Raw genomic sequence first — 17,624 nt, 5'->3', positions numbered from 1 at the left:
CGAGACCGGCCGGCAGGTTGCCCGGCTGGCGGCGCAGGAAGCGATAGCCGAGCCACGCGAACGCGAGGGCTTCCACGCGGTTCGGCGCGACGCCCAGCGTCGCCGTCGACGCGACCGGGATAGTACCGCCGAGCGCGTCGGCGAGGTCGCGCAGCAGCACGCCGTTATAGGCACCGCCGCCGCACACGTAGACGGCTTGCGCGTCGGCCTCCGCCTGGATGGCGTGGGCGATCGTCACCGCCGTCAGGCGCGTCAGGGTGGCCTGCACGTCGGCGGGTGAGACTCCCGGCCGCTGCGCCAGCTTCCCATCGAGCCAGTCCGCGTGGAACAGGTCGCGGCCCGTGCTCTTGGGCGGCGGCTGGCGGAAATAGGGTTCATCCAACAGCAGGTCGAGCAGGGGCGCGTCGACGGTGCCCGTCGCGGCCCAGGCGCCGTCCTGGTCGTAGGCCTTGCCCTGGTGGCGTGCGATCCACAGGTCCATCAGCACGTTGCCGGGGCCGGTGTCGTAGCCGGTCACGCGGCCGTCGCCGTGCAACACGCTGATGTTGCCGATGCCGCCGATGTTGACGACGGCGCGCACCTGGTTGCGCTTGCCGAACCGGGCTTCGTGGAACGCGGGGACGAGCGGGGCGCCCTGGCCGCCGGCGGCGACGTCGCGGCTGCGGAAGTCGGCGATGACGTCGATGCCGGCCAGTTCCGCCAGCAGCGCCGGATTATTGGTCTGGCGGGTAAAACCCAGTTCGGGGCGGTGGCGGATCGTCTGGCCGTGCACGGCGACGGCGCGGACCGGGCCCGGCGCCGCGGCGGCCAACGTCTTGACGCACTCGGCGTAGCAACGGGCCAGCGCGTTGGCGGCCAGCGCTTCACGCTCCAGTTCGTTGGCGCTGGCGGCCTGCAAGGCCATCAGTTCGGCGCGCAGGTCGGCCGGGAAGGGCGTGAAGGCAGCGTCCAGCGTGCGGATGCCGCGGCCGTTGAAATCGGCCAGCACGCCGTCGACGCCGTCCAGGCTGGTGCCGGACATCAGCCCGATGTAGAGAGTGGATGCCATTATCGACTCCTGAAAGCAAAACGCCTTGCACGCATGTCGACGTGCAAGGCGTTCGTTGAACGACGCTGAAGGATCAGCGCGCAGCCATCGCGTTACCGGCCGGCGACAGCAGCGAGAAGCGGTGCGACATCTCGGCCGCGGCCATCTTGAAGCGGGTCATTTCGCCCGGCGTCAGCGGCTGCTGCTGCAGGTTCTTCATTGCCATCGGGTCGGTGGCGCGGCCGCCGATGCGGAATTCGTAGTGCAGGTGCGGGCCCGTTGCCCAGCCCGTCGTGCCCACGTAGCCGATCACGTCGCCCTGCGACACTTTCTGGCCGCGGTGCAGGCCGCTGGCGAAGCGGCTCATGTGGCCGTACGCGGTACTGTAGTTGGACCAGTGCTTGAGCACGACAAAGTTGCCGTAGCCGTTCTGGGTGCCGACGAATTCGACGACGCCGTCGCCCGATGCCTTGATCGGGGTACCCATCGGTGCGGCCATGTCGACGCCTTCGTGCTTCTTCCAGGTGCCGAACACCGGGTGCACGCGCATCGAGAAGCCCGACGAGATGCGGTTGAACGCCACCGGCGACTTCAGGAATGCCTTCTTCAGCGACTTGCCGTCCAGGCTGTAGTAACCGCCCTGGTGGGTGACGGGGTCTTCGTACCAGACGGACTGGTAGGCGACGCCGCGGTTGACGAATTCGCCGGCCAGGATGCGGCCCGTGCGCACCATCTCGCCATCCAGCCAGAAGGTTTCGTAGACGACGTTGAAACGGTCGCCGCGCTTCAGGTCCGAGCGGAAGTCGATGCTCGTCGAGAACATCTCGATGATCTGGTTGACGACGGAATCGGGGATCTGGCTGCCGTCGACGGCATCGTCGGTGGCGGCGTACAGCGAGCTGTTGATGTTGCGCGAACGCATCTCAACGCGGCGCTCGAGCTGTGCAGGCGCGGAATTCGATACGAATTTGTCGCCCTTGCGCGTGATGGTGACGGTCTTGAACTGGTCCTTGTCGGCGATCGTCGCGTGCAGGGTCAGCAGCAGGCCGTTCTCGTCGGTCTCGGCCTGGATGCGCTTGCCGGTCTTGAGCGAGAGGATGGAGCGGGCGGTCTTGTCGCTGCGGACGAAGGCCTGGGCTTGCTGGTCTTCGATGCCGAGGCGGTTGAACACGGTGCCGAGCGAGTCGCCGGCACGGATGCGTTCTTCGTGGATGAATTGCTGCTGGTCTTGCTGGAGGGCGGCGATCTGGTCTGCCAGGTTCGGCAGTTGCAGGTCTTGCGCGACTGATTTGACCGGCATGTCCGACGCGTCCGGAGCGATCGGGGCGACTGCGGTGGCGCCGAAGGCGCACAGTGCCAGGGCTGCGGCACCCCCGGCGACGATGCGGGTTTTGCGGCTCGTTTCAGCCAGGCCAAACCAGCGCTTGCCGGCGATTTTCTGTAATGGGTTCATGCAATCAGTTAAAATTTACCGCTTGAACAGCCCAAGACACCGTGATTTTTTTGTCGTTGTTATTAGTGTTGTCGTTGAAACTTTTCGTGCGGCAAGATTGACGGGATCGCGAATTATATCAAAATACCGGGTCTTACAACCGCTTTAGTCCTTTTCCTACAAATTTTTTATGACTTCTCCAGAAATTTCTGGTAATGCAAAAATTGCAACGCCAGCAGCCGGTCCGGCTCCTCTGCCCCTGAGCGACGCCGTCCAGGAAGCCCTCGCCATCACCAAGCGCGGTGTGGACGAGCTGCTGATCGAGAGCGAATTTGCCCAGAAACTGGCCCGTTCGGAACAGAGCGGCACCCCGCTGCGCATCAAGCTGGGCCTGGACCCGACGGCGCCCGACCTGCACCTGGGCCACACGGTGGTGCTGAACAAGCTGCGCCAGCTGCAGGACCTGGGCCATCAGGTGATCTTCCTGATCGGCGATTTCACGTCGATGATCGGCGACCCGTCGGGCCGCAACGCGACCCGTCCGCCGCTGACCCGCGAGCAGATCGAAGCGAACGCCACCACCTATTTCAAGCAGGCGTCGCTTGTGCTCGACCCGGCGCGCACGGAAATCCGCTACAACTCCGAATGGTGCGACGCCCTCGGCGCGCGCGGCATGATCCAGCTCGCCTCGCGCTACACCGTGGCCCGCATGATGGAGCGCGACGACTTTACCAAGCGCTACAAGAGTGGGACTCCGATCTCGGTCCATGAGTTCCTCTATCCTTTGATGCAAGGCTATGATTCCGTCGCTTTGAAAGCGGATCTTGAGCTGGGTGGAACGGACCAGAAATTTAATCTGCTGGTCGGCCGTGAACTGCAGAAAGATTACGGCCAGGAACCTCAGTGCATCCTGACGATGCCGCTGCTGGAAGGCCTGGACGGCGTCGAGAAGATGTCCAAGTCCAAGAACAACTACATCGGCATCACGGAACCGGCCAACACGATGTTCGGCAAGCTGATGAGCATCTCGGACGTGATGATGTGGAAGTACTACGAGCTGCTGTCGTTCCGTTCGATCCAGGACCTGGCCGCTCTGAAAGCCGAGGTGGCGGGCGGCGGCAACCCGCGCGATGCGAAGGTGGCGCTGGCCCAGGAAATCGTCGCCCGCTTCCACTCGCAGCAGGCGGCCGAGGATGCGCTGGCCGACTTCGTCAACCGCTCCAAGGGCGGCATTCCGGACGACGTGCCGGAAGTGGCCGTCTCGGGCGCACCGCTGGGCCTGCCGCAACTGCTGCGCCAGACGGCCTTGTGCGCCTCCAGCTCGGAAGCGATGCGCATGATCGACCAGGGCGGCGTGCGCATCGACGGCACGGTCGTCTCCGACAAGGCGCTGCAGGTGCAGGCCGGCACGTTCGTGCTACAGGTCGGCAAGCGCAAGTTCGCCCGCGTGACTTTGAGCGCATGATCGGCCTGCTGCAACGGGTCGGCGAGGCCAGCGTCACGGTCGACGGCGAGGTCACGGGTGCGATCGGGCGCGGCCTGATGGTGCTCGTGTGCGCGGAAAAGGGCGACACCGAGCGGGAAGCCGACGCGCTGCTCGCGAAACTCCTGACCTACCGCGTGTTTGCCGACGACGCCGGCAAGATGAACCGCAGCTTGACGGACGTGGCGGGCGGCCTGCTGCTCGTGCCGCAGTTTACGCTGGCGGCGGACACCCGCTCCGGCACCCGCCCGTCGTTTTCGCCTGCCGCCGCACCCGAGGACGGACGCCGGCTGTTCGACCATGTCGTGCGCCAGGCGCGCGAGCGTCACGGTATCGTCGAAACGGGTCGTTTCGGCGCCGACATGAAGGTGGCGCTGATCAATGACGGACCGGTGACGTTCTGGCTGCGCATTGATCCACCCCGTGTCGCGCACTGAAACCGGAAACCGCGCGCCGCGGCGAGAGTCTGAGGCTAAGGATGCAGGGAGAAAGAACATGAAGATCTGGAGCGATTCCTTTACCGAGGGCGACATGATTCCGCCCAGATGTGCGTTCGCCGAGATGGATCCCGGCAACCACATCAAGCTGTCGACCAACCGCAGCCCGCACATCGCCTGGGACGACGTGCCGGCCGGTACGCAGTCGCTGGTCCTGCTCGTGCACGACATCGACGTGCCGACGGACGGCACGGACGTGAACAAGGAGGGCCGGACCGTGCCCGATGCGCTGCCGCGCACGGACTTCTATCACTGGTCCCTCGTCGACATTCCCGTGTGCCTGAAATCCTTCGCCGAGGGCAAGTTCTCGGACATGGTCACGCCGGGCGGCAAGAGCGGGCCGCTGGTGCCGTTCACGATCAAGAACGGCACGGAACACCAGCTCCGCCACGGCATCAACGATTACACGGGCTGGTTCGCGAACGACCCGGACATGGCCGGCGAATACTATGGCTACGACGGCCCGTGCCCCCCATGGAACGACGAACGCGTGCACACCTATGTCTTTACGCTGTACGCCCTCGACATCCCGCGCCTGCCGCTGGCGGGCCGCTTCACGGGCAAGGAAGTGCGCCTGGCCATCACGGGGCACATCCTGGACGAGGCGAAGATCTTCGGCGTGTACTCGCTGAACCCGGACGTGACGGGCAACCTGATCGGCCAGCCTTCCTGATTTTTTTGACAAGCTACGCTTGAATGATCGCTCCGCGGTGCGGAGCGGCGCATCCGCATGACGACAACGAACGCATCCGCAGCACCCACCGACATCCTCCTGATCCGTCACGGCGAAACGGCCTGGAACGCCGAACGCCGCCTGCAAGGCCACCTGGACATTCCACTGAACGACGAAGGCGAGCGCCAGGCCGCACTGCTGGCGGGCGCGCTCGCGGGCGAGCCTCTCGACCTCATCGTCGCGAGCGACTTGCGCCGGGCCCACCAGACCGCCCAGGCCGTGGCTGACCGCCGCGGACTGACGGTGGCCATCGACCCGGCGCTGCGCGAGCGCGGCTATGGCGGCTTCGAAGGCTTGCTGTACAGCGAGATCGAAGAACGTTTCCCACGTGAATTCGCCGCCTGGCAGGCGCGCGACGTCGATGCGCAACTGCCGCCGGGCCGCAACGTGGGCGAGAGCTTCCGGTCGTTCTTCGACCGCGCGACCGGCGCCATCCTCGCGCTGGCGGCGGACCATCCCGGCAAGACGATCGCGCTCGTCGCGCATGGCGGCGTGCTGGAATGTGCCTACCGCCTGGCGCGCGGGCTGCCGCTGGAGACGCCGCGCGACTTCAAGGTCTACAACGCCAGCATCAACCGTTTCCGCTTCGACCCGGCCGATCGCAGCCTCGTCCTGGGTAGCTGGGGCGAGGTCGATCACCTGCGTCCGGCCGTGCTCGACGAGCTTCCCTAAAAGGCATGCTGGTGGGGTTGGCAAGCGTTTTCTGGCGCGTGCGCAACAATCCCATAAAAAAATGTGCTGATAAATTGAGCAGCGCTTCGGGTAAAATAGCGAGTTCCCGTCGCTTCCCGTGAATTTTCTGCCGTGCAAATTGGTCCTTATACGCTGCGTAACAATGTCTTCGTCGCCCCGATGGCCGGGGTGACCGATCGTCCGTTCCGCCAGCTGTGCAAGACGCTGGGCGCGGGCTATGCGGTGTCCGAGATGGCCGCGTCGAATCCGCGCCTGTGGGCCAGCGAGAAATCGTCGCGGCGCACGGACCATGCGGGCGAGATGGAGCCGAAGGCCGTGCAAATCGCCGGTGCCGACCCGCACGACCTGGCCGAATGCGCCAGGTTCAACGTCGAGCGCGGCGCCCAGATCATCGACATCAATATGGGGTGTCCGGTCAAGAAGGTGTGCAATAACTGGTGCGGTTCGGCGCTGCTGCAGCACGAAGACCTCGTGCAGCGCATCCTGGACGCCGTCGTGAACGCCGTCGATGTCCCCGTCACCCTGAAATTCCGCACCGGCTGGGATCGCCAAAACAAGAACGCGCTGACGATCGCCCGCATGGCCGAGGAGGCCGGCATCGCGATGCTGACCCTGCACGGCCGCACCCGCGCCGACGGCTACAAGGGCGATGCGGAGTACGACACCATCGCCGCCGTCAAGGCCGCCGTGAAGATACCCGTCGTGGCGAACGGCGACATCACGACGCCGGACAAGGCGAAGTTCGTGCTGGATTACACCGGCGCCGATGCGGTGATGATCGGCCGCGCCGCCCAGGGCCGTCCCTGGATCTGTCGCGAAATCGATTACTTCCTGCGCACGGGGGCGTACCTGCCGCCGCCGCTGGTGGACGAGGTGCGTGAGCTGATGCACGAACACCTGCCGGCCCACTACGCCTTTTACGGCGAATACCTGGGCGTGCGCACGGCGCGCAAGCACATCGGCTGGTATGTCGAAGACCTGCCCGGCGGCGAAGAATTCCGCCAGCGCATGAACCGTTTGGAATCGACCGCTGAACAATTATCCGCCGTCGATGAGTTTTTTAAATCGCAACACCGGTATGGCGACCGGTTACAATACCGGCCCGCGCATCCTGACGATGACGCGATTGCCGCCTAAAAGGAGGCCCGTAAACCTGCTGCGCGTTGCCATTTTGTCCTGCGATGCTCGCTGTACTAGCGTACAGCTGTGCTTCTCGAACAAAATTACTGCCGCTCGCGACGGTTTCCGAGACTCCTTTAAACAACAATTAGAAGAACGTCGGAGACAAACGCTGCCAAAAGCAGCATTTAACCAGGATGAAGCTGTAAACCATGAGCAAAGAAAGTATCCAGGAAGTCGTTCAAAAAAGCCTCGAAGACTATTTCAACGACCTGGGCGAGCAGAAACCGACGAACATCTACGACATGATGCTCCTGACCGTCGAAAAACCGATCCTGCAAGTGGTGATGACGCGGGCGGAGGGCAATCAGTCGCATGCCGCCCAGATGCTGGGCATTAATCGCAATACATTACGCAAGAAGTTGCAGGAGCACGGGCTGCTGTAAGCGCCGGCGGAGGGGCCGGGGCGTGCAGGCGTGCGTCGGGCCCTTTGTCCGGCGTGCGCGAGCCCGTCCAGATTTTTTTCAACAGGCCACTCCCATGATCAAACAAGCACTCATCTCCGTTTCCGACAAAACCGGCGTCCTCGATTTCGCGCGTGCGCTGTCCGCCCTCGGCGTGAACATCCTGTCCACTGGCGGTACCGCCAAACTGTTGCAGGACAATGGCGTGCCGGTCACCGAAGTCGCCGACTACACTGGCTTCCCGGAAATGCTCGATGGCCGCGTGAAGACGCTGCATCCGAAGGTCCACGGCGGCATCCTGGCCCGCCGCGACTTCCCGGAACACGTTGCCAAGCTGGAAGAGCACGGCATCCCGCAGATCGACATGGTGGTGGTCAACCTGTACCCGTTCCAGGCCACCGTCGCCAAGGAGCAATGCTCGCTGGAAGACGCGATCGAGAACATCGATATCGGCGGCCCGACCATGCTGCGCTCGGCGGCCAAGAACCACCGCGACGTCGTCGTCATCGTCGACCCGGCCGACTACGGTCCGGTGCTGGCCGAGATGAAAGGTACCGGCGAAGCGGCCGGCAGCGTCGGCTACGAGACGAAATTCCGCCTGGCCAAGAAAGTGTTCGCGCACACGGCGCAATACGACGCCGCCATCACGAACTACCTGACGAGCCTTGGCCCGGACAAGGATCACACGAACCGCGCCGCCTACCCGCAGACGCTGAACCTGCACTTCGAAAAAGTCCAGGACATGCGCTACGGCGAAAACCCGCACCAGACGGCCGCGTTCTACCGCGACCTCGTGCCGGCCACCGGCAGCCTGGCCAACTACCGCCAGCTGCAGGGCAAGGAACTGTCGTACAACAATATCGCCGATGCGGACGCGGCCTGGGAATGCGTCAAGTCGCTGGGCGGCTTCAACATGCCGGCCGGCTGCGTGATCATCAAGCACGCGAACCCGTGCGGCGTCGCGATCGGCGCCGACGCGCTGGACGCCTACCAGCGCGCCCTCAAGACCGACCCGACCTCGGCCTTCGGCGGCATCATCGCCTTCAACGTGCCGGTCGACGGCCCGGCGGCGGAAGCCATCGCCAAGCTGTTCGTGGAAGTCCTGATCGCCCCGGCGTTCACGGCCGAAGCGCTGCAGATCATGTCGGCCAAGCAGAACGTGCGCCTGCTGGAAATCGCCCTGGGCGACGGCCAGAACGTGTACGACGTCAAGCGCGTGGGTGGCGGCCTGCTCGTGCAGTCGCCGGACGCGAAGAACGTCGGCATGGGCGACCTGCGCGTCGTGTCGAAAAAGCAGCCGACCCCGCAGCAGCTGCAGGACCTGATGTTCGCCTGGCGCGTGGCCAAGTACGTCAAATCGAACGCGATCGTGTTCTGCGCCGGCGGCATGACCCTCGGCGTGGGCGCCGGCCAGATGAGCCGCATCGACTCCGCGCGCATCGCCTCGATCAAGGCGCAGAACGCCGGGCTGTCGCTGGTGGGCTCGGCCGTGGCGTCGGATGCGTTCTTCCCGTTCCGCGACGGTCTCGATGTCGTCGCCGACGCGGGCGCGACCTGCGTCATCCACCCGGGCGGCTCGATGCGCGACCAGGAAGTGATCGACGCGGCGGATGAACGTGGCGTGGTCATGCTCTATACTGGTACGCGTCACTTCCGCCATTAATTGGCGAATGGTCGAGGCAACGTTGTTGCCTCGACCTGTGTTTTTGCACAGTATTTTTCCCACGAAACACCCGCGCCGGTATAACATTCGATAATGATTATTCTCGGCATCGACCCGGGCCTGCGTACGACAGGGTTCGGCGTCATTGAAAAGCAAGGCAACCGGTTGCGCTACATCGCGTCCGGCACCATCAAGACGGGCACCGAAGGCGCGCTGCCGCCGCGGCTGAAAGTCATCCTGACCGGCGTCAGCGAAATCGTCGCCACCTACCAGCCGGCCTGCGCGGCCATCGAAAAAGTCTTCGTCAACGTCAATCCGCAGTCGACCCTGCTGCTCGGCCAGGCGCGCGGCGCCGCGATCACGGCCCTCGTCGGCGCCGACCTCGACGTGGCGGAGTACACGCCCACGCAGGTCAAGCAAGCTGTTGTCGGCACGGGCAAGGCCGTCAAGGCGCAGGTGCAGGACATGGTCGCGCGCCTGCTCAAGCTGCCGGGCCTGCCGGGCGCGGATGCGGCCGACGCGCTCGGCATTGCCATCTGCCATGCCAACAGCCAGGATGCGCTGGCACTGATCGGCACGCTCGCACCTGGCAATCCGAAAAAGCCGACGCTGCACATGAAGCGCGGCCGCCTCGTCTAATTATTGAAAGGTCACCATGATCGGTCGTCTCTCCGGAGTCCTGCTGGAAAAGAACCCGCCGCAGGTGCTCGTCGATTGCCAGGGCGTCGGCTATGAAGTCGACGTACCGATGAGCACGTTCTACAACCTGCCGCACACGGGCGAGAAGGTCACGCTGTTCACGCACTACGTCGTGCGCGAGGATGCGCACCTGCTGTTCGGCTTCGGGTCGGCGAACGAGCGCGCCGTGTTCCGCCAGCTGATCAAGATCACCGGCGTCGGCGCGCGCACGGCATTGTCCATCCTGTCCGGCATGACTGTGAACGATCTCGCCCAGGCCGTGACGTTGCAGGAAGCGGGGCGCCTGGTCAAGGTGCCGGGCATCGGCAAGAAGACGGCCGAGCGCCTGCTGCTGGAACTGAAGGGCAAGCTGGGCGCCGACATTGGCGTCGCGGCCGGCACGCCGCACGACGATGCGCAGGCAGACGTGCTCAATGCGCTGCTGGCTTTGGGGTATTCTGACAAGGAAGCCCTCATCGCCATCAAGAACATGCCGGCCGGGACCAGCGTGTCCGACGGCATCAAGCTGGCGTTGAAGGCGTTGTCCAAGGCGTAATTTTTAGAAGTCCACGATGAGCATCCAGACCGACAATTTCACCGAGCAGCGCATCATCGACGCCGCGCCGGCCTCGCCCAACGAGGAGGCGATCGAGCGCGCGTTGCGTCCCAAGCATCTGGACGAATACGTCGGCCAGCAAAAGATCCGCGACCAGCTCGAAATCTTCATCCACGCGGCCAGGAAGCGCCGCGAAGCGCTCGACCACACGCTGCTGTTCGGCCCGCCGGGCCTCGGCAAGACGACGCTGGCGCACATCATCGCGCGCGAGATGGGCGTCAACCTGCGCCAGACGTCCGGCCCCGTGCTGGAGCGCCCCGGCGACCTGGCCGCGCTGCTGACGAACCTGGAGGCGAACGACGTCCTGTTCATCGACGAGATTCACCGCCTGTCGCCCGTGGTCGAGGAGATCCTGTACCCGGCGCTGGAAGACTACCAGATCGACATCATGATCGGCGAAGGCCCGGCCGCGCGTTCCGTGAAGCTCGACCTGCAGCCGTTCACGCTCGTCGGTGCCACGACGCGCGCGGGCATGCTGACGAATCCGCTGCGCGACCGCTTCGGCATCGTCGCCCGGCTGGAGTTCTACAACGTCGAGGAATTGACGAAGATCGTCGCCCGCAGCGCCGCGCTGCTGGAGGCGCCGACCGACGAAGAGGGCGCGCGCGAAGTCGCCAAGCGCGCCCGCGGCACGCCCCGCATCGCCAACCGCCTGCTGCGCCGCGTGCGCGATTATGCGGAAGTGAAGGGTAATGGCGAGATCACGCGCGAGATGGCCGACCGCGCGCTGCGCATGCTCGACGTGGATACGGTCGGCTTCGACGTGATGGACCGGAAGCTGCTGGAAGCGGTGCTGTTCAAGTTCGCCGGCGGCCCGGTGGGCATCGGCAACCTGGCGGCCGCCATCGGCGAAGCGGCGGATACCATCGAGGACGTGCTGGAACCGTTCCTGATCCAGCAGGGTTATCTGCAGCGCACACCGCGCGGGCGCATCGCCACGCCGCTGGCCTACCGGCATTTCGGCGTCGCCGCGCCGCGCATCAGCCCGACCGGTGACCTGTGGGACAACCTCCCGCCTGCCTAGTTCACGTCAGGGCACCGCCGGCTCCTGGCGGTCGCGCTTGCGCATGGGGCGCTGGCTTTCAGGGAAGCCCGGGAAGACGAAGCTGATGAACATCAGCACCGAGGCCGCGAGCAGCGCGCCGCCGGCCAACAGCATCTCTTCCTGGGTACGCGTCAGCAGGACGGCAATGCTGGCGGCCATCGGCAGCAGCAGCAGCAGGCCGCCCAGGATGCGCAGGATGATGGACCGGCGCATGCGCGACCCCAGCAGGGCGATGTACAGGAAGCTGCCGGAAACGAGGCTCATGCCGAACAGGCCGCCCAGCACGGGCCAGCCGGGCATGCCGCGGGTGCTGACATCGGAGAGCACGAGGGGCAGCGCCATCGGGATGACAATGCTGATCAGGAACGACAGGAGCCGCAGGAAGATCATGTGAATGCCAATTGGTTGAATGAAACATTCATCAGATTAGCATAGCGGCACCGGCCGTGGCGCGCACGACACGTCCTGTTGTATTTACGAATGTCGTTATTCCTGGCGCAGCCAGACCTGCGACCGCCCGAACATCGGCACGCCCACGTAGCCCCGCACTTCGAGCTTCTTGCCCCCTTCGTGGACGCTCAGCTTGCTCCTGTAGACCTTGCCGTTCTTCGGGTCGAGGATCTCGCCGCCCGTGTACTCGTCGCCGTTCTTGCGCAGGCCCGACACGATGGTCATGCCGACGATCGGCTGGTCCTTGCGTGCGCCCTGGCACAGCGTGCATTTCGGGTTCTGGTCCTCTTCCGGCGTGCGGAACAGTTTTTCGATCTTCCCCTGCAGTTCGCCCTGGTTGTCCGTGATGCGGATCAGGGCGGTCGGCTTGCCGGAGGCATCGTCGATGGTCTTCCACAGTCCGACGGGCGAAGCGTCCTGGGCCCAGGCGAGCGGGGCGGCGAGAGCGGCGGCAAACGTAAGGATGGCGGCGTGGGCGAGATGGCGCATTGTGTCTCCTGTTGGAATATGGTTGCGTGCTCTGCCAGTGTAGCAAACTGCACGGTCGTTCGGTAAACGACGGCCTGGCCTCAGGAGCCGTTTTGCCGGGCTTTCAGGCCGGCGATCGTCGAGGTGGCTTCGGGCGGCAGTGCCGCGCCGAGGCGGCGCAGGACGAACGGCGTCTTGTCCGGGCCCGTGCACGTGAAGGAGGGCGCGGACGCGTCGTAGCGGCAGGTCATCGCGACGTCCGTCGCCGGCGCGCCTTTCGGCAGGTAGGGCCGCAGCAGCAGCGTGTCGCCGTCCAGCGCCGCGCGGACCGGGAAGCCAATGATGGGGCGCGCGTTGCCTGCCTCGGTGGCCGGCGGTGCGGAGCCGGCCATCAGGCCATCGCCGTCGGCCTGCAGGTACATGACGGTTTGCGCCGAGCCCCAGCTCCCGGCGACGTGGGCAGGCAGGCGATCGGCCGCGTGGGCGGACACATGCCATGCAAAGGCGAACAACAGCGGGATCCGGCGTTTCATGCGTCCTCTCGATGGATGAAGTCCGGACGAGTATAGCGAAGCGCGTGCGCTGTATTGACTCACATTGTCACATCGGACGGCAACGGCAGCCGGACGGTTCCGTAAGGACGCTTGTAAATCGATATGCGAAGTGTCGTTTTTTTCGTTTCACAAAAAAATTTCTGTGCGGCACTAAAAAAAGTGCGCTAATGTTCCGATTCTCGTCGTTTCTGCAAAGCAGGAAACTGGCATCAGGCTACACATGCGCAGCGGGTTTTCCATCGCGCGCTTCACTACATCGTATTGCGAGGAGTCTCCATGAAACACCCTCTCGACCGAGCGCCAGGCACGGAAACCCGGGCGATACTCGCCCTCGCGGACGGCAGCATCTTTCGCGGATATGGCATCGGCGCAACCGGTCACACCACTGGCGAGGTCGTCTTCAACACCGCGATGACTGGCTACCAGGAAATCTTGACCGATCCCAGCTACATGCGCCAGATCGTCACGCTGACCTATCCGCACATCGGCAACACCGGCGTCAATCCGGAAGACGGTGAATCGTCCGATGGTCCCGCAGCGCGGGTCCACGCCGCGGGCCTGGTCATCAAGGATCTGCCGCTGCTGGCATCGAACTTTCGCTCGACCCAGGCACTCTCGGATTACCTGAAGGCCCAGGGCGTCGTCGCCATCGCCGGCATCGACACCCGCAAGCTCACGCGCATCCTGCGCAGCAAGGGGGCGCAGAACGGCGCCATCGCCGTCGGCTTGTCCGCCGAGGAAACGGTCGCGCTGGCCCGCGGCTTCGAAGGCCTGGGGGGCATGGACCTGGCCAGGGTCGCCAGTGTCCGTGAGCGCTACGAGTGGCGCGAAACGGAATGGCGCCTTGGCGCAGGTCATGGTGTCCAGGATGCGCCGCGCTTCCACGTGGTGGCGTACGACTTCGGCATCAAGGCCAACATCCTGCGCATGCTGGCCCAACGCGGCTGCCGCGTGACGGTGGTGCCGGCGCAAACCGGTGCCGCGGAGGTATTGGCGCTCGATCCGGACGGCGTGTTCCTGTCGAACGGCCCCGGCGATCCGGCCCCGTGCGACTATGCGATCGCCGCGTCGCGCGACATCATCGAGCGGGGCGTGCCGACCTTCGGCATCTGCCTCGGCCACCAGATCATGGCGCTCGCTTCGGGCGCGCAGACCGTCAAGATGAAGTTCGGCCACCACGGCGCCAATCACCCCGTGCAGGACCTGGCCAGCGGCCGGGTCATGATCACCTCCCAGAACCACGGTTTCGCGGTCGACGCGGCCACGCTGCCGCCCAATTGCCGGGTAACCCACGTGTCGCTGTTCGACGGTTCGTTGCAAGGCTTCGAGCGCACCGACAGGCCGGCCTTCTGTTTCCAGGGCCACCCCGAGGCCTCGCCCGGTCCGCACGACCTGGGCACCCTTTTCGACCGTTTCATCTCGCTGATGGAGGCAGGCAATGCCCAAGCGCACTGATATCAACAGCATCCTGATCATCGGCGCCGGTCCGATCGTGATCGGCCAGGCGTGCGAATTCGACTACTCGGGCGCCCAGGCCTGCAAGGCCTTGCGCGAGGAGGGCTACAAGGTCATCCTGGTCAACAGCAATCCCGCCACGATCATGACCGACCCGGACATGGCCGACGTCACGTACATCGAGCCGATCCAGTGGGAAGTCGTGGCGCGCATCATCGCCACCGAAAGACCGGACGCCGTCCTGCCCACGATGGGCGGCCAGACGGCGCTCAACTGCGCGCTCGACCTGCATCGCCACGGCGTGCTGGCCGAACATGGCGTGGAACTGATCGGCGCGACGCCTGACGCCATCGACAAGGCCGAGGATCGCTCCCGGTTCAAGGAGGCGATGACGAAGATCGGCCTGGGCTCGGCCCGTTCGGGCGTGGCCCACGACATGGCCGAGGCCTGGGCCGAGCAGGCCAAGCTGGGCTTCCCCGTCATCATCCGCCCGTCGTTCACGATGGGAGGAAGCGGCGGCGGCATCGCGCACGACGCGCGTGAATTCAACGCCATCTGCGCGCGCGGCCTGGAACTGTCGCCCACCTCCGAACTGCTGATCGAGGAATCGCTCGTCGGCTGGAAGGAATACGAGATGGAGGTCGTCCGCGACAAGAAGGACAACTGCATCATCGTTTGCTCGATCGAGAACCTGGACCCGATGGGCGTGCACACGGGCGACTCGATCACCGTCGCGCCGGCGCAGACGCTGACGGACAAGGAATACCAGATCATGCGCAACGCGTCGCTCGCCGTGCTGCGCGAGATCGGCGTCGACACGGGCGGCTCGAACGTGCAGTTCGCGGTCAACCCGGCCGATGGCCGCATGATCGTCATCGAGATGAATCCGCGCGTGTCGCGTTCGTCCGCGCTCGCTTCCAAGGCCACCGGCTTTCCGATCGCCCGCGTGGCGGCCAAGCTGGCCGTTGGCTTCACGCTCGACGAACTGCGCAACGAGATCACCGGCGGCGCGACCCCGGCCTCGTTCGAGCCGGCTATCGATTACGTCGTCACCAAGATTCCGCGCTTCGCTTTCGAAAAATTCCCCGGTGCCGACACAGGCCTGACCACGCAGATGAAATCCGTGGGCGAAGTGATGGCGATGGGCCGCACCTTCCAGGAGTCGTTCCAGAAAGCGTTGCGCGGCCTGGACATCGGCGTCGATGGGCTGCGGCGCAGGAAATCGTACACCGAGGTGATCGATGCGGAACTCGCGGCGCCCGGTCCGGAGCGAATCTGGTTCGTCGGCGACGCGTTCGCCCAGGGATATTCGCTGGACGACGTGCATCGTCTGTCGCGCATCGATCCGTGGTTCCTGGCGCAGATCCAGGACCTGGTCGAGGTCGAACTGTGGCTGGAGACCCAGCGCCTCGGCGCCCTGGACGAACCCATCCTGCGCAGGTTGAAGCAACAGGGTTTCTCGGATCGCCGCCTGGCGGCGCTGCTGAAGACCCACGAAGACGAGGTCCGGGCGCGCCGCCACCAGCTGGGCGTGCGCCCCGTGTACAAGCGCGTCGACACCTGCGCCGCCGAATTCGCCACCCGCACCGCGTACCTGTATTCGACCTACGACGACGAGTGCGAAGCCGAACCCACCGACAAGCGCAAGATCATGGTGCTGGGCGGCGGCCCGAACCGCATCGGCCAAGGCATCGAATTCGACTACTGCTGCGTCCATGCCGCCATGGCGCTGCGCGAGGACGGTTACGAGACCATCATGGTCAACTGCAATCCGGAGACCGTCTCGACCGACTACGATACGTCGGACCGCCTGTACTTCGAATCGCTCACCCTGGAAGACGTGCTGGAAATCGTTGCCCTGGAAAAGCCGGAAGGCGTGATCGTCCAGTACGGCGGGCAGACGCCGCTGAAGCTGGCACTGGCGCTGGAGGCCAACGGCGTGCCGATCATCGGCACGTCGCCCGACATGATCGACGCGGCCGAAGACCGCGAGCGCTTCCAGCAGCTGCTGAACAGGCTGGAACTGCGCCAGCCGCTGAACCGCACCGCGCGTACCGAGCTTGACGCCGTGCGCATGGCGGAGGAAATCGGCTATCCGCTGGTGGTGCGCCCATCGTACGTGCTGGGCGGGCGCGCGATGGAGATCGTGCATGAACAGGCCGACCTCGAACGCTACATGCGCGAAGCCGTCAAGGTGTCGCATGATTCGCCGGTGTTGCTGGACCGCTTCCTGAACGACGCCATCGAGTGCGACGTCGACTGCGTCGCGGACGGCACCGACGTCGTGATCGGCGGCGTGATGGAACATATCGAGCAGGCGGGCATCCATTCGGGCGACTCGGCCTGTTCGCTGCCGCCGTATTCCCTGGCGCCGGAGACGATCGCGGAACTCAAGCGCCAGACCTCCCGGATGGCGCGCGGCCTGAACGTCGTCGGCCTGATGAACGTGCAGTTCGCGATCCAGCAGGTCAAGGTGGACGGCAGGCTGCGCGACCATGTCTACGTCCTGGAAGTGAACCCGCGCGCCTCGCGCACGGTGCCGTTCGTGTCGAAGGCCACGGGACTGCAACTGGCCAAGATCGCGGCGCGCTGCATGGCGGGGCAGTCGCTGGCGAGCCAGGGCGTGACGGCAGAAGCTGTCCCGTCCCGCTTCTGCGTCAAGGAATCCGTGTTCCCGTTCGCGAAATTCCCCGGCGTCGATACCATCCTCGGCCCGGAAATGAAATCGACCGGCGAAGTGATGGGCGTGGGAGCCACGTTCGGTGAAGCGTTCCACAAGGCGCAACTGGCGGCCAACGTACGCCTCCCGCGCGCAGGCCGGGTCTTCATGCGCGTCAAGCGCGGCGACCAGGCGCGCGCCGTGGCGCTGGCCCGTCAGTTGCACGCGGCCGGTTTCACGCTGTGCGCCAGCCACGTCACCGCGACCGTGATCGCGGCGGCCGACATTCCGGTCGCGACCGTGGACGACGCCGAGGTGCTCGATCTGATGCGCGCTCGCGAGATCGCCCTGGTCGTGTTGACCGTGGACGAGAAGCGCGCCGCCATCTACGCGTCGAGCGCGCTGCGCGTGGCCGCGCTGGCATGCGGTGCGCCGTGCTACACCACCATCGCCGGCGCCGAAGCGGCGCTGGAGGGAATCCGCCACATCGACAACTATGGCCTGTATTCCTTGCGTACGCTGCACGGCGAGACCCCCGCGACGCCGTCCGCGCGCGGCCGATTCGGTGAACGGCTGGCGGATGAACAC

General features: G+C 65.1%; 17 protein-coding genes. 12 read left to right on the top strand and 5 right to left on the bottom strand.

The features are described from left to right. On the bottom strand, window positions 1–1,048 hold a 1,048-nt coding region (locus ACEN88_RS08625), incomplete at its 3' end, for an anhydro-N-acetylmuramic acid kinase (RefSeq protein ID WP_413338770.1). 73 nt (window positions 1,049–1,121) lie between these two features. Further along, entirely contained in the window at window positions 1,122–2,480 is a 1,359-nt protein-coding gene (locus ACEN88_RS08620; protein WP_413338768.1) for a peptidoglycan DD-metalloendopeptidase family protein, read from the bottom strand. Window positions 2,481–2,649: 169 nt separating this feature from the next. Between ACEN88_RS08620 and tyrS the strand changes: the two genes are divergently transcribed. From tyrS to ruvB, 10 genes are all read left to right on the top strand, one after another. After that, on the top strand, window positions 2,650–3,924 hold the full coding sequence (gene tyrS / locus ACEN88_RS08615; protein ID WP_413338766.1) for a tyrosine--tRNA ligase: 1,275 nt from the start codon (window positions 2,650–2,652) through the stop codon (window positions 3,922–3,924). Continuing rightward, entirely contained in the window at window positions 3,921–4,379 is a 459-nt protein-coding gene (gene dtd / locus ACEN88_RS08610; protein WP_413338765.1) for a D-aminoacyl-tRNA deacylase, read from the top strand. The genes tyrS and dtd overlap by 4 nt, the downstream gene beginning before the upstream one ends. 58 nt (window positions 4,380–4,437) lie before the next feature. Beyond that, window positions 4,438–5,112 carry a YbhB/YbcL family Raf kinase inhibitor-like protein gene (locus ACEN88_RS08605; RefSeq protein WP_056122360.1) on the top strand — a complete coding sequence of 225 codons (675 nt, stop codon included), beginning with the start codon at window positions 4,438–4,440 and terminating at the stop codon, window positions 5,110–5,112. A gap of 57 nt (window positions 5,113–5,169) precedes the next feature. Then, window positions 5,170–5,844 (top strand): histidine phosphatase family protein, encoded by a 675-nt coding sequence (locus tag ACEN88_RS08600; RefSeq protein ID WP_413338763.1) that lies wholly within the window; start codon window positions 5,170–5,172, stop codon window positions 5,842–5,844. Window positions 5,845–5,976: 132 nt separating this feature from the next. Further along, window positions 5,977–7,002: a tRNA dihydrouridine synthase DusB gene (gene dusB / locus ACEN88_RS08595; protein WP_413338761.1), complete on the top strand. Its 1,026-nt coding sequence runs from the start codon at window positions 5,977–5,979 to the stop codon at window positions 7,000–7,002. 194 nt (window positions 7,003–7,196) lie between these two features. Continuing rightward, window positions 7,197–7,430: a helix-turn-helix domain-containing protein gene (locus ACEN88_RS08590; protein WP_036235444.1), complete on the top strand. Its 234-nt coding sequence runs from the start codon at window positions 7,197–7,199 to the stop codon at window positions 7,428–7,430. A gap of 94 nt (window positions 7,431–7,524) precedes the next feature. Further along, window positions 7,525–9,111, top strand: coding sequence for a bifunctional phosphoribosylaminoimidazolecarboxamide formyltransferase/IMP cyclohydrolase (gene purH / locus ACEN88_RS08585; RefSeq protein WP_413338759.1), 1,587 nt, complete (start codon window positions 7,525–7,527; stop codon window positions 9,109–9,111). A 93-nt stretch (window positions 9,112–9,204) separates the two neighbouring features. Next, the gene (ruvC, locus tag ACEN88_RS08580; RefSeq protein WP_413338757.1) at window positions 9,205–9,750 is read left to right on the top strand and encodes a crossover junction endodeoxyribonuclease RuvC; all 546 of its coding nucleotides are present in this window, start codon (window positions 9,205–9,207) and stop codon (window positions 9,748–9,750) included. A 16-nt stretch (window positions 9,751–9,766) separates the two neighbouring features. Continuing rightward, window positions 9,767–10,345: a Holliday junction branch migration protein RuvA gene (gene ruvA / locus ACEN88_RS08575; protein ID WP_036235449.1), complete on the top strand. Its 579-nt coding sequence runs from the start codon at window positions 9,767–9,769 to the stop codon at window positions 10,343–10,345. A 16-nt stretch (window positions 10,346–10,361) separates the two neighbouring features. After that, window positions 10,362–11,429: a Holliday junction branch migration DNA helicase RuvB gene (ruvB, locus tag ACEN88_RS08570; RefSeq protein ID WP_413338755.1), complete on the top strand. Its 1,068-nt coding sequence runs from the start codon at window positions 10,362–10,364 to the stop codon at window positions 11,427–11,429. 6 nt (window positions 11,430–11,435) lie between these two features. Here ruvB and ACEN88_RS08565 read toward each other — a convergent pair whose 3' ends face one another. The 3 genes from ACEN88_RS08565 to ACEN88_RS08555 all read right to left on the bottom strand — a co-directional run bounded on the left by ACEN88_RS08565 (window position 11,436) and on the right by ACEN88_RS08555 (window position 12,901). Continuing rightward, window positions 11,436–11,840, bottom strand: a complete 405-nt coding sequence (locus tag ACEN88_RS08565; protein ID WP_413338753.1) for a hypothetical protein — start codon at window positions 11,838–11,840, stop codon at window positions 11,436–11,438. Between the two features lie 96 nt (window positions 11,841–11,936). Beyond that, window positions 11,937–12,389, bottom strand: coding sequence for a DUF2147 domain-containing protein (locus tag ACEN88_RS08560; protein ID WP_413338751.1), 453 nt, complete (start codon window positions 12,387–12,389; stop codon window positions 11,937–11,939). A gap of 80 nt (window positions 12,390–12,469) precedes the next feature. Beyond that, window positions 12,470–12,901 carry a hypothetical protein gene (locus tag ACEN88_RS08555; protein WP_413338749.1) on the bottom strand — a complete coding sequence of 144 codons (432 nt, stop codon included), beginning with the start codon at window positions 12,899–12,901 and terminating at the stop codon, window positions 12,470–12,472. A gap of 297 nt (window positions 12,902–13,198) precedes the next feature. Between ACEN88_RS08555 and carA the strand changes: the two genes are divergently transcribed. Then, on the top strand, window positions 13,199–14,377 hold the full coding sequence (carA, locus tag ACEN88_RS08550) for a glutamine-hydrolyzing carbamoyl-phosphate synthase small subunit (RefSeq protein WP_413338747.1): 1,179 nt from the start codon (window positions 13,199–13,201) through the stop codon (window positions 14,375–14,377). Then, window positions 14,361–17,624: carbamoyl-phosphate synthase large subunit (carB, locus tag ACEN88_RS08545; protein WP_413338746.1), on the top strand; the 3,264-nt coding region annotated here is incomplete at its 3' end. The genes carA and carB, both read left to right, overlap by 17 nt.

Origin of the sequence: Massilia sp. CT11-108 (genome assembly GCF_047302915.1) — a bacterium.
GTDB classification, from domain to species: domain Bacteria; phylum Pseudomonadota; class Gammaproteobacteria; order Burkholderiales; family Burkholderiaceae_D; genus Telluria; species Telluria orientalis.
The sequence above is the reverse complement of the archived record's forward strand: the minus strand, read 5'-3'. Positions and strand labels throughout refer to the sequence as shown.

Excerpts from the sequence above, each read along its gene's own strand:
- ACEN88_RS08620 (WP_413338768.1), bottom strand. The coding sequence starts at position 2,480 with ATGAACCCATTACAGAAAATCGCCGGCAAGCGCTGGTTTGGCCTGGCT.
- tyrS (WP_413338766.1), top strand. The coding sequence starts at position 2,650 with ATGACTTCTCCAGAAATTTCTGGTAATGCAAAAATTGCAACGCCAGCA.
- dtd (WP_413338765.1), top strand. The coding sequence starts at position 3,921 with ATGATCGGCCTGCTGCAACGGGTCGGCGAGGCCAGCGTCACGGTCGAC.
- ACEN88_RS08605 (WP_056122360.1), top strand. The coding sequence starts at position 4,438 with ATGAAGATCTGGAGCGATTCCTTTACCGAGGGCGACATGATTCCGCCC.
- ACEN88_RS08600 (WP_413338763.1), top strand. The coding sequence starts at position 5,170 with ATGACGACAACGAACGCATCCGCAGCACCCACCGACATCCTCCTGATC.
- ACEN88_RS08590 (WP_036235444.1), top strand. The coding sequence starts at position 7,197 with ATGAGCAAAGAAAGTATCCAGGAAGTCGTTCAAAAAAGCCTCGAAGAC.
- purH (WP_413338759.1), top strand. The coding sequence starts at position 7,525 with ATGATCAAACAAGCACTCATCTCCGTTTCCGACAAAACCGGCGTCCTC.
- ruvC (WP_413338757.1), top strand. The coding sequence starts at position 9,205 with ATGATTATTCTCGGCATCGACCCGGGCCTGCGTACGACAGGGTTCGGC.
- ruvA (WP_036235449.1), top strand. The coding sequence starts at position 9,767 with ATGATCGGTCGTCTCTCCGGAGTCCTGCTGGAAAAGAACCCGCCGCAG.
- ruvB (WP_413338755.1), top strand. The coding sequence starts at position 10,362 with ATGAGCATCCAGACCGACAATTTCACCGAGCAGCGCATCATCGACGCC.
- ACEN88_RS08565 (WP_413338753.1), bottom strand. The coding sequence starts at position 11,840 with ATGATCTTCCTGCGGCTCCTGTCGTTCCTGATCAGCATTGTCATCCCG.
- ACEN88_RS08560 (WP_413338751.1), bottom strand. The coding sequence starts at position 12,389 with ATGCGCCATCTCGCCCACGCCGCCATCCTTACGTTTGCCGCCGCTCTC.
- ACEN88_RS08555 (WP_413338749.1), bottom strand. The coding sequence starts at position 12,901 with ATGAAACGCCGGATCCCGCTGTTGTTCGCCTTTGCATGGCATGTGTCC.
- carA (WP_413338747.1), top strand. The coding sequence starts at position 13,199 with ATGAAACACCCTCTCGACCGAGCGCCAGGCACGGAAACCCGGGCGATA.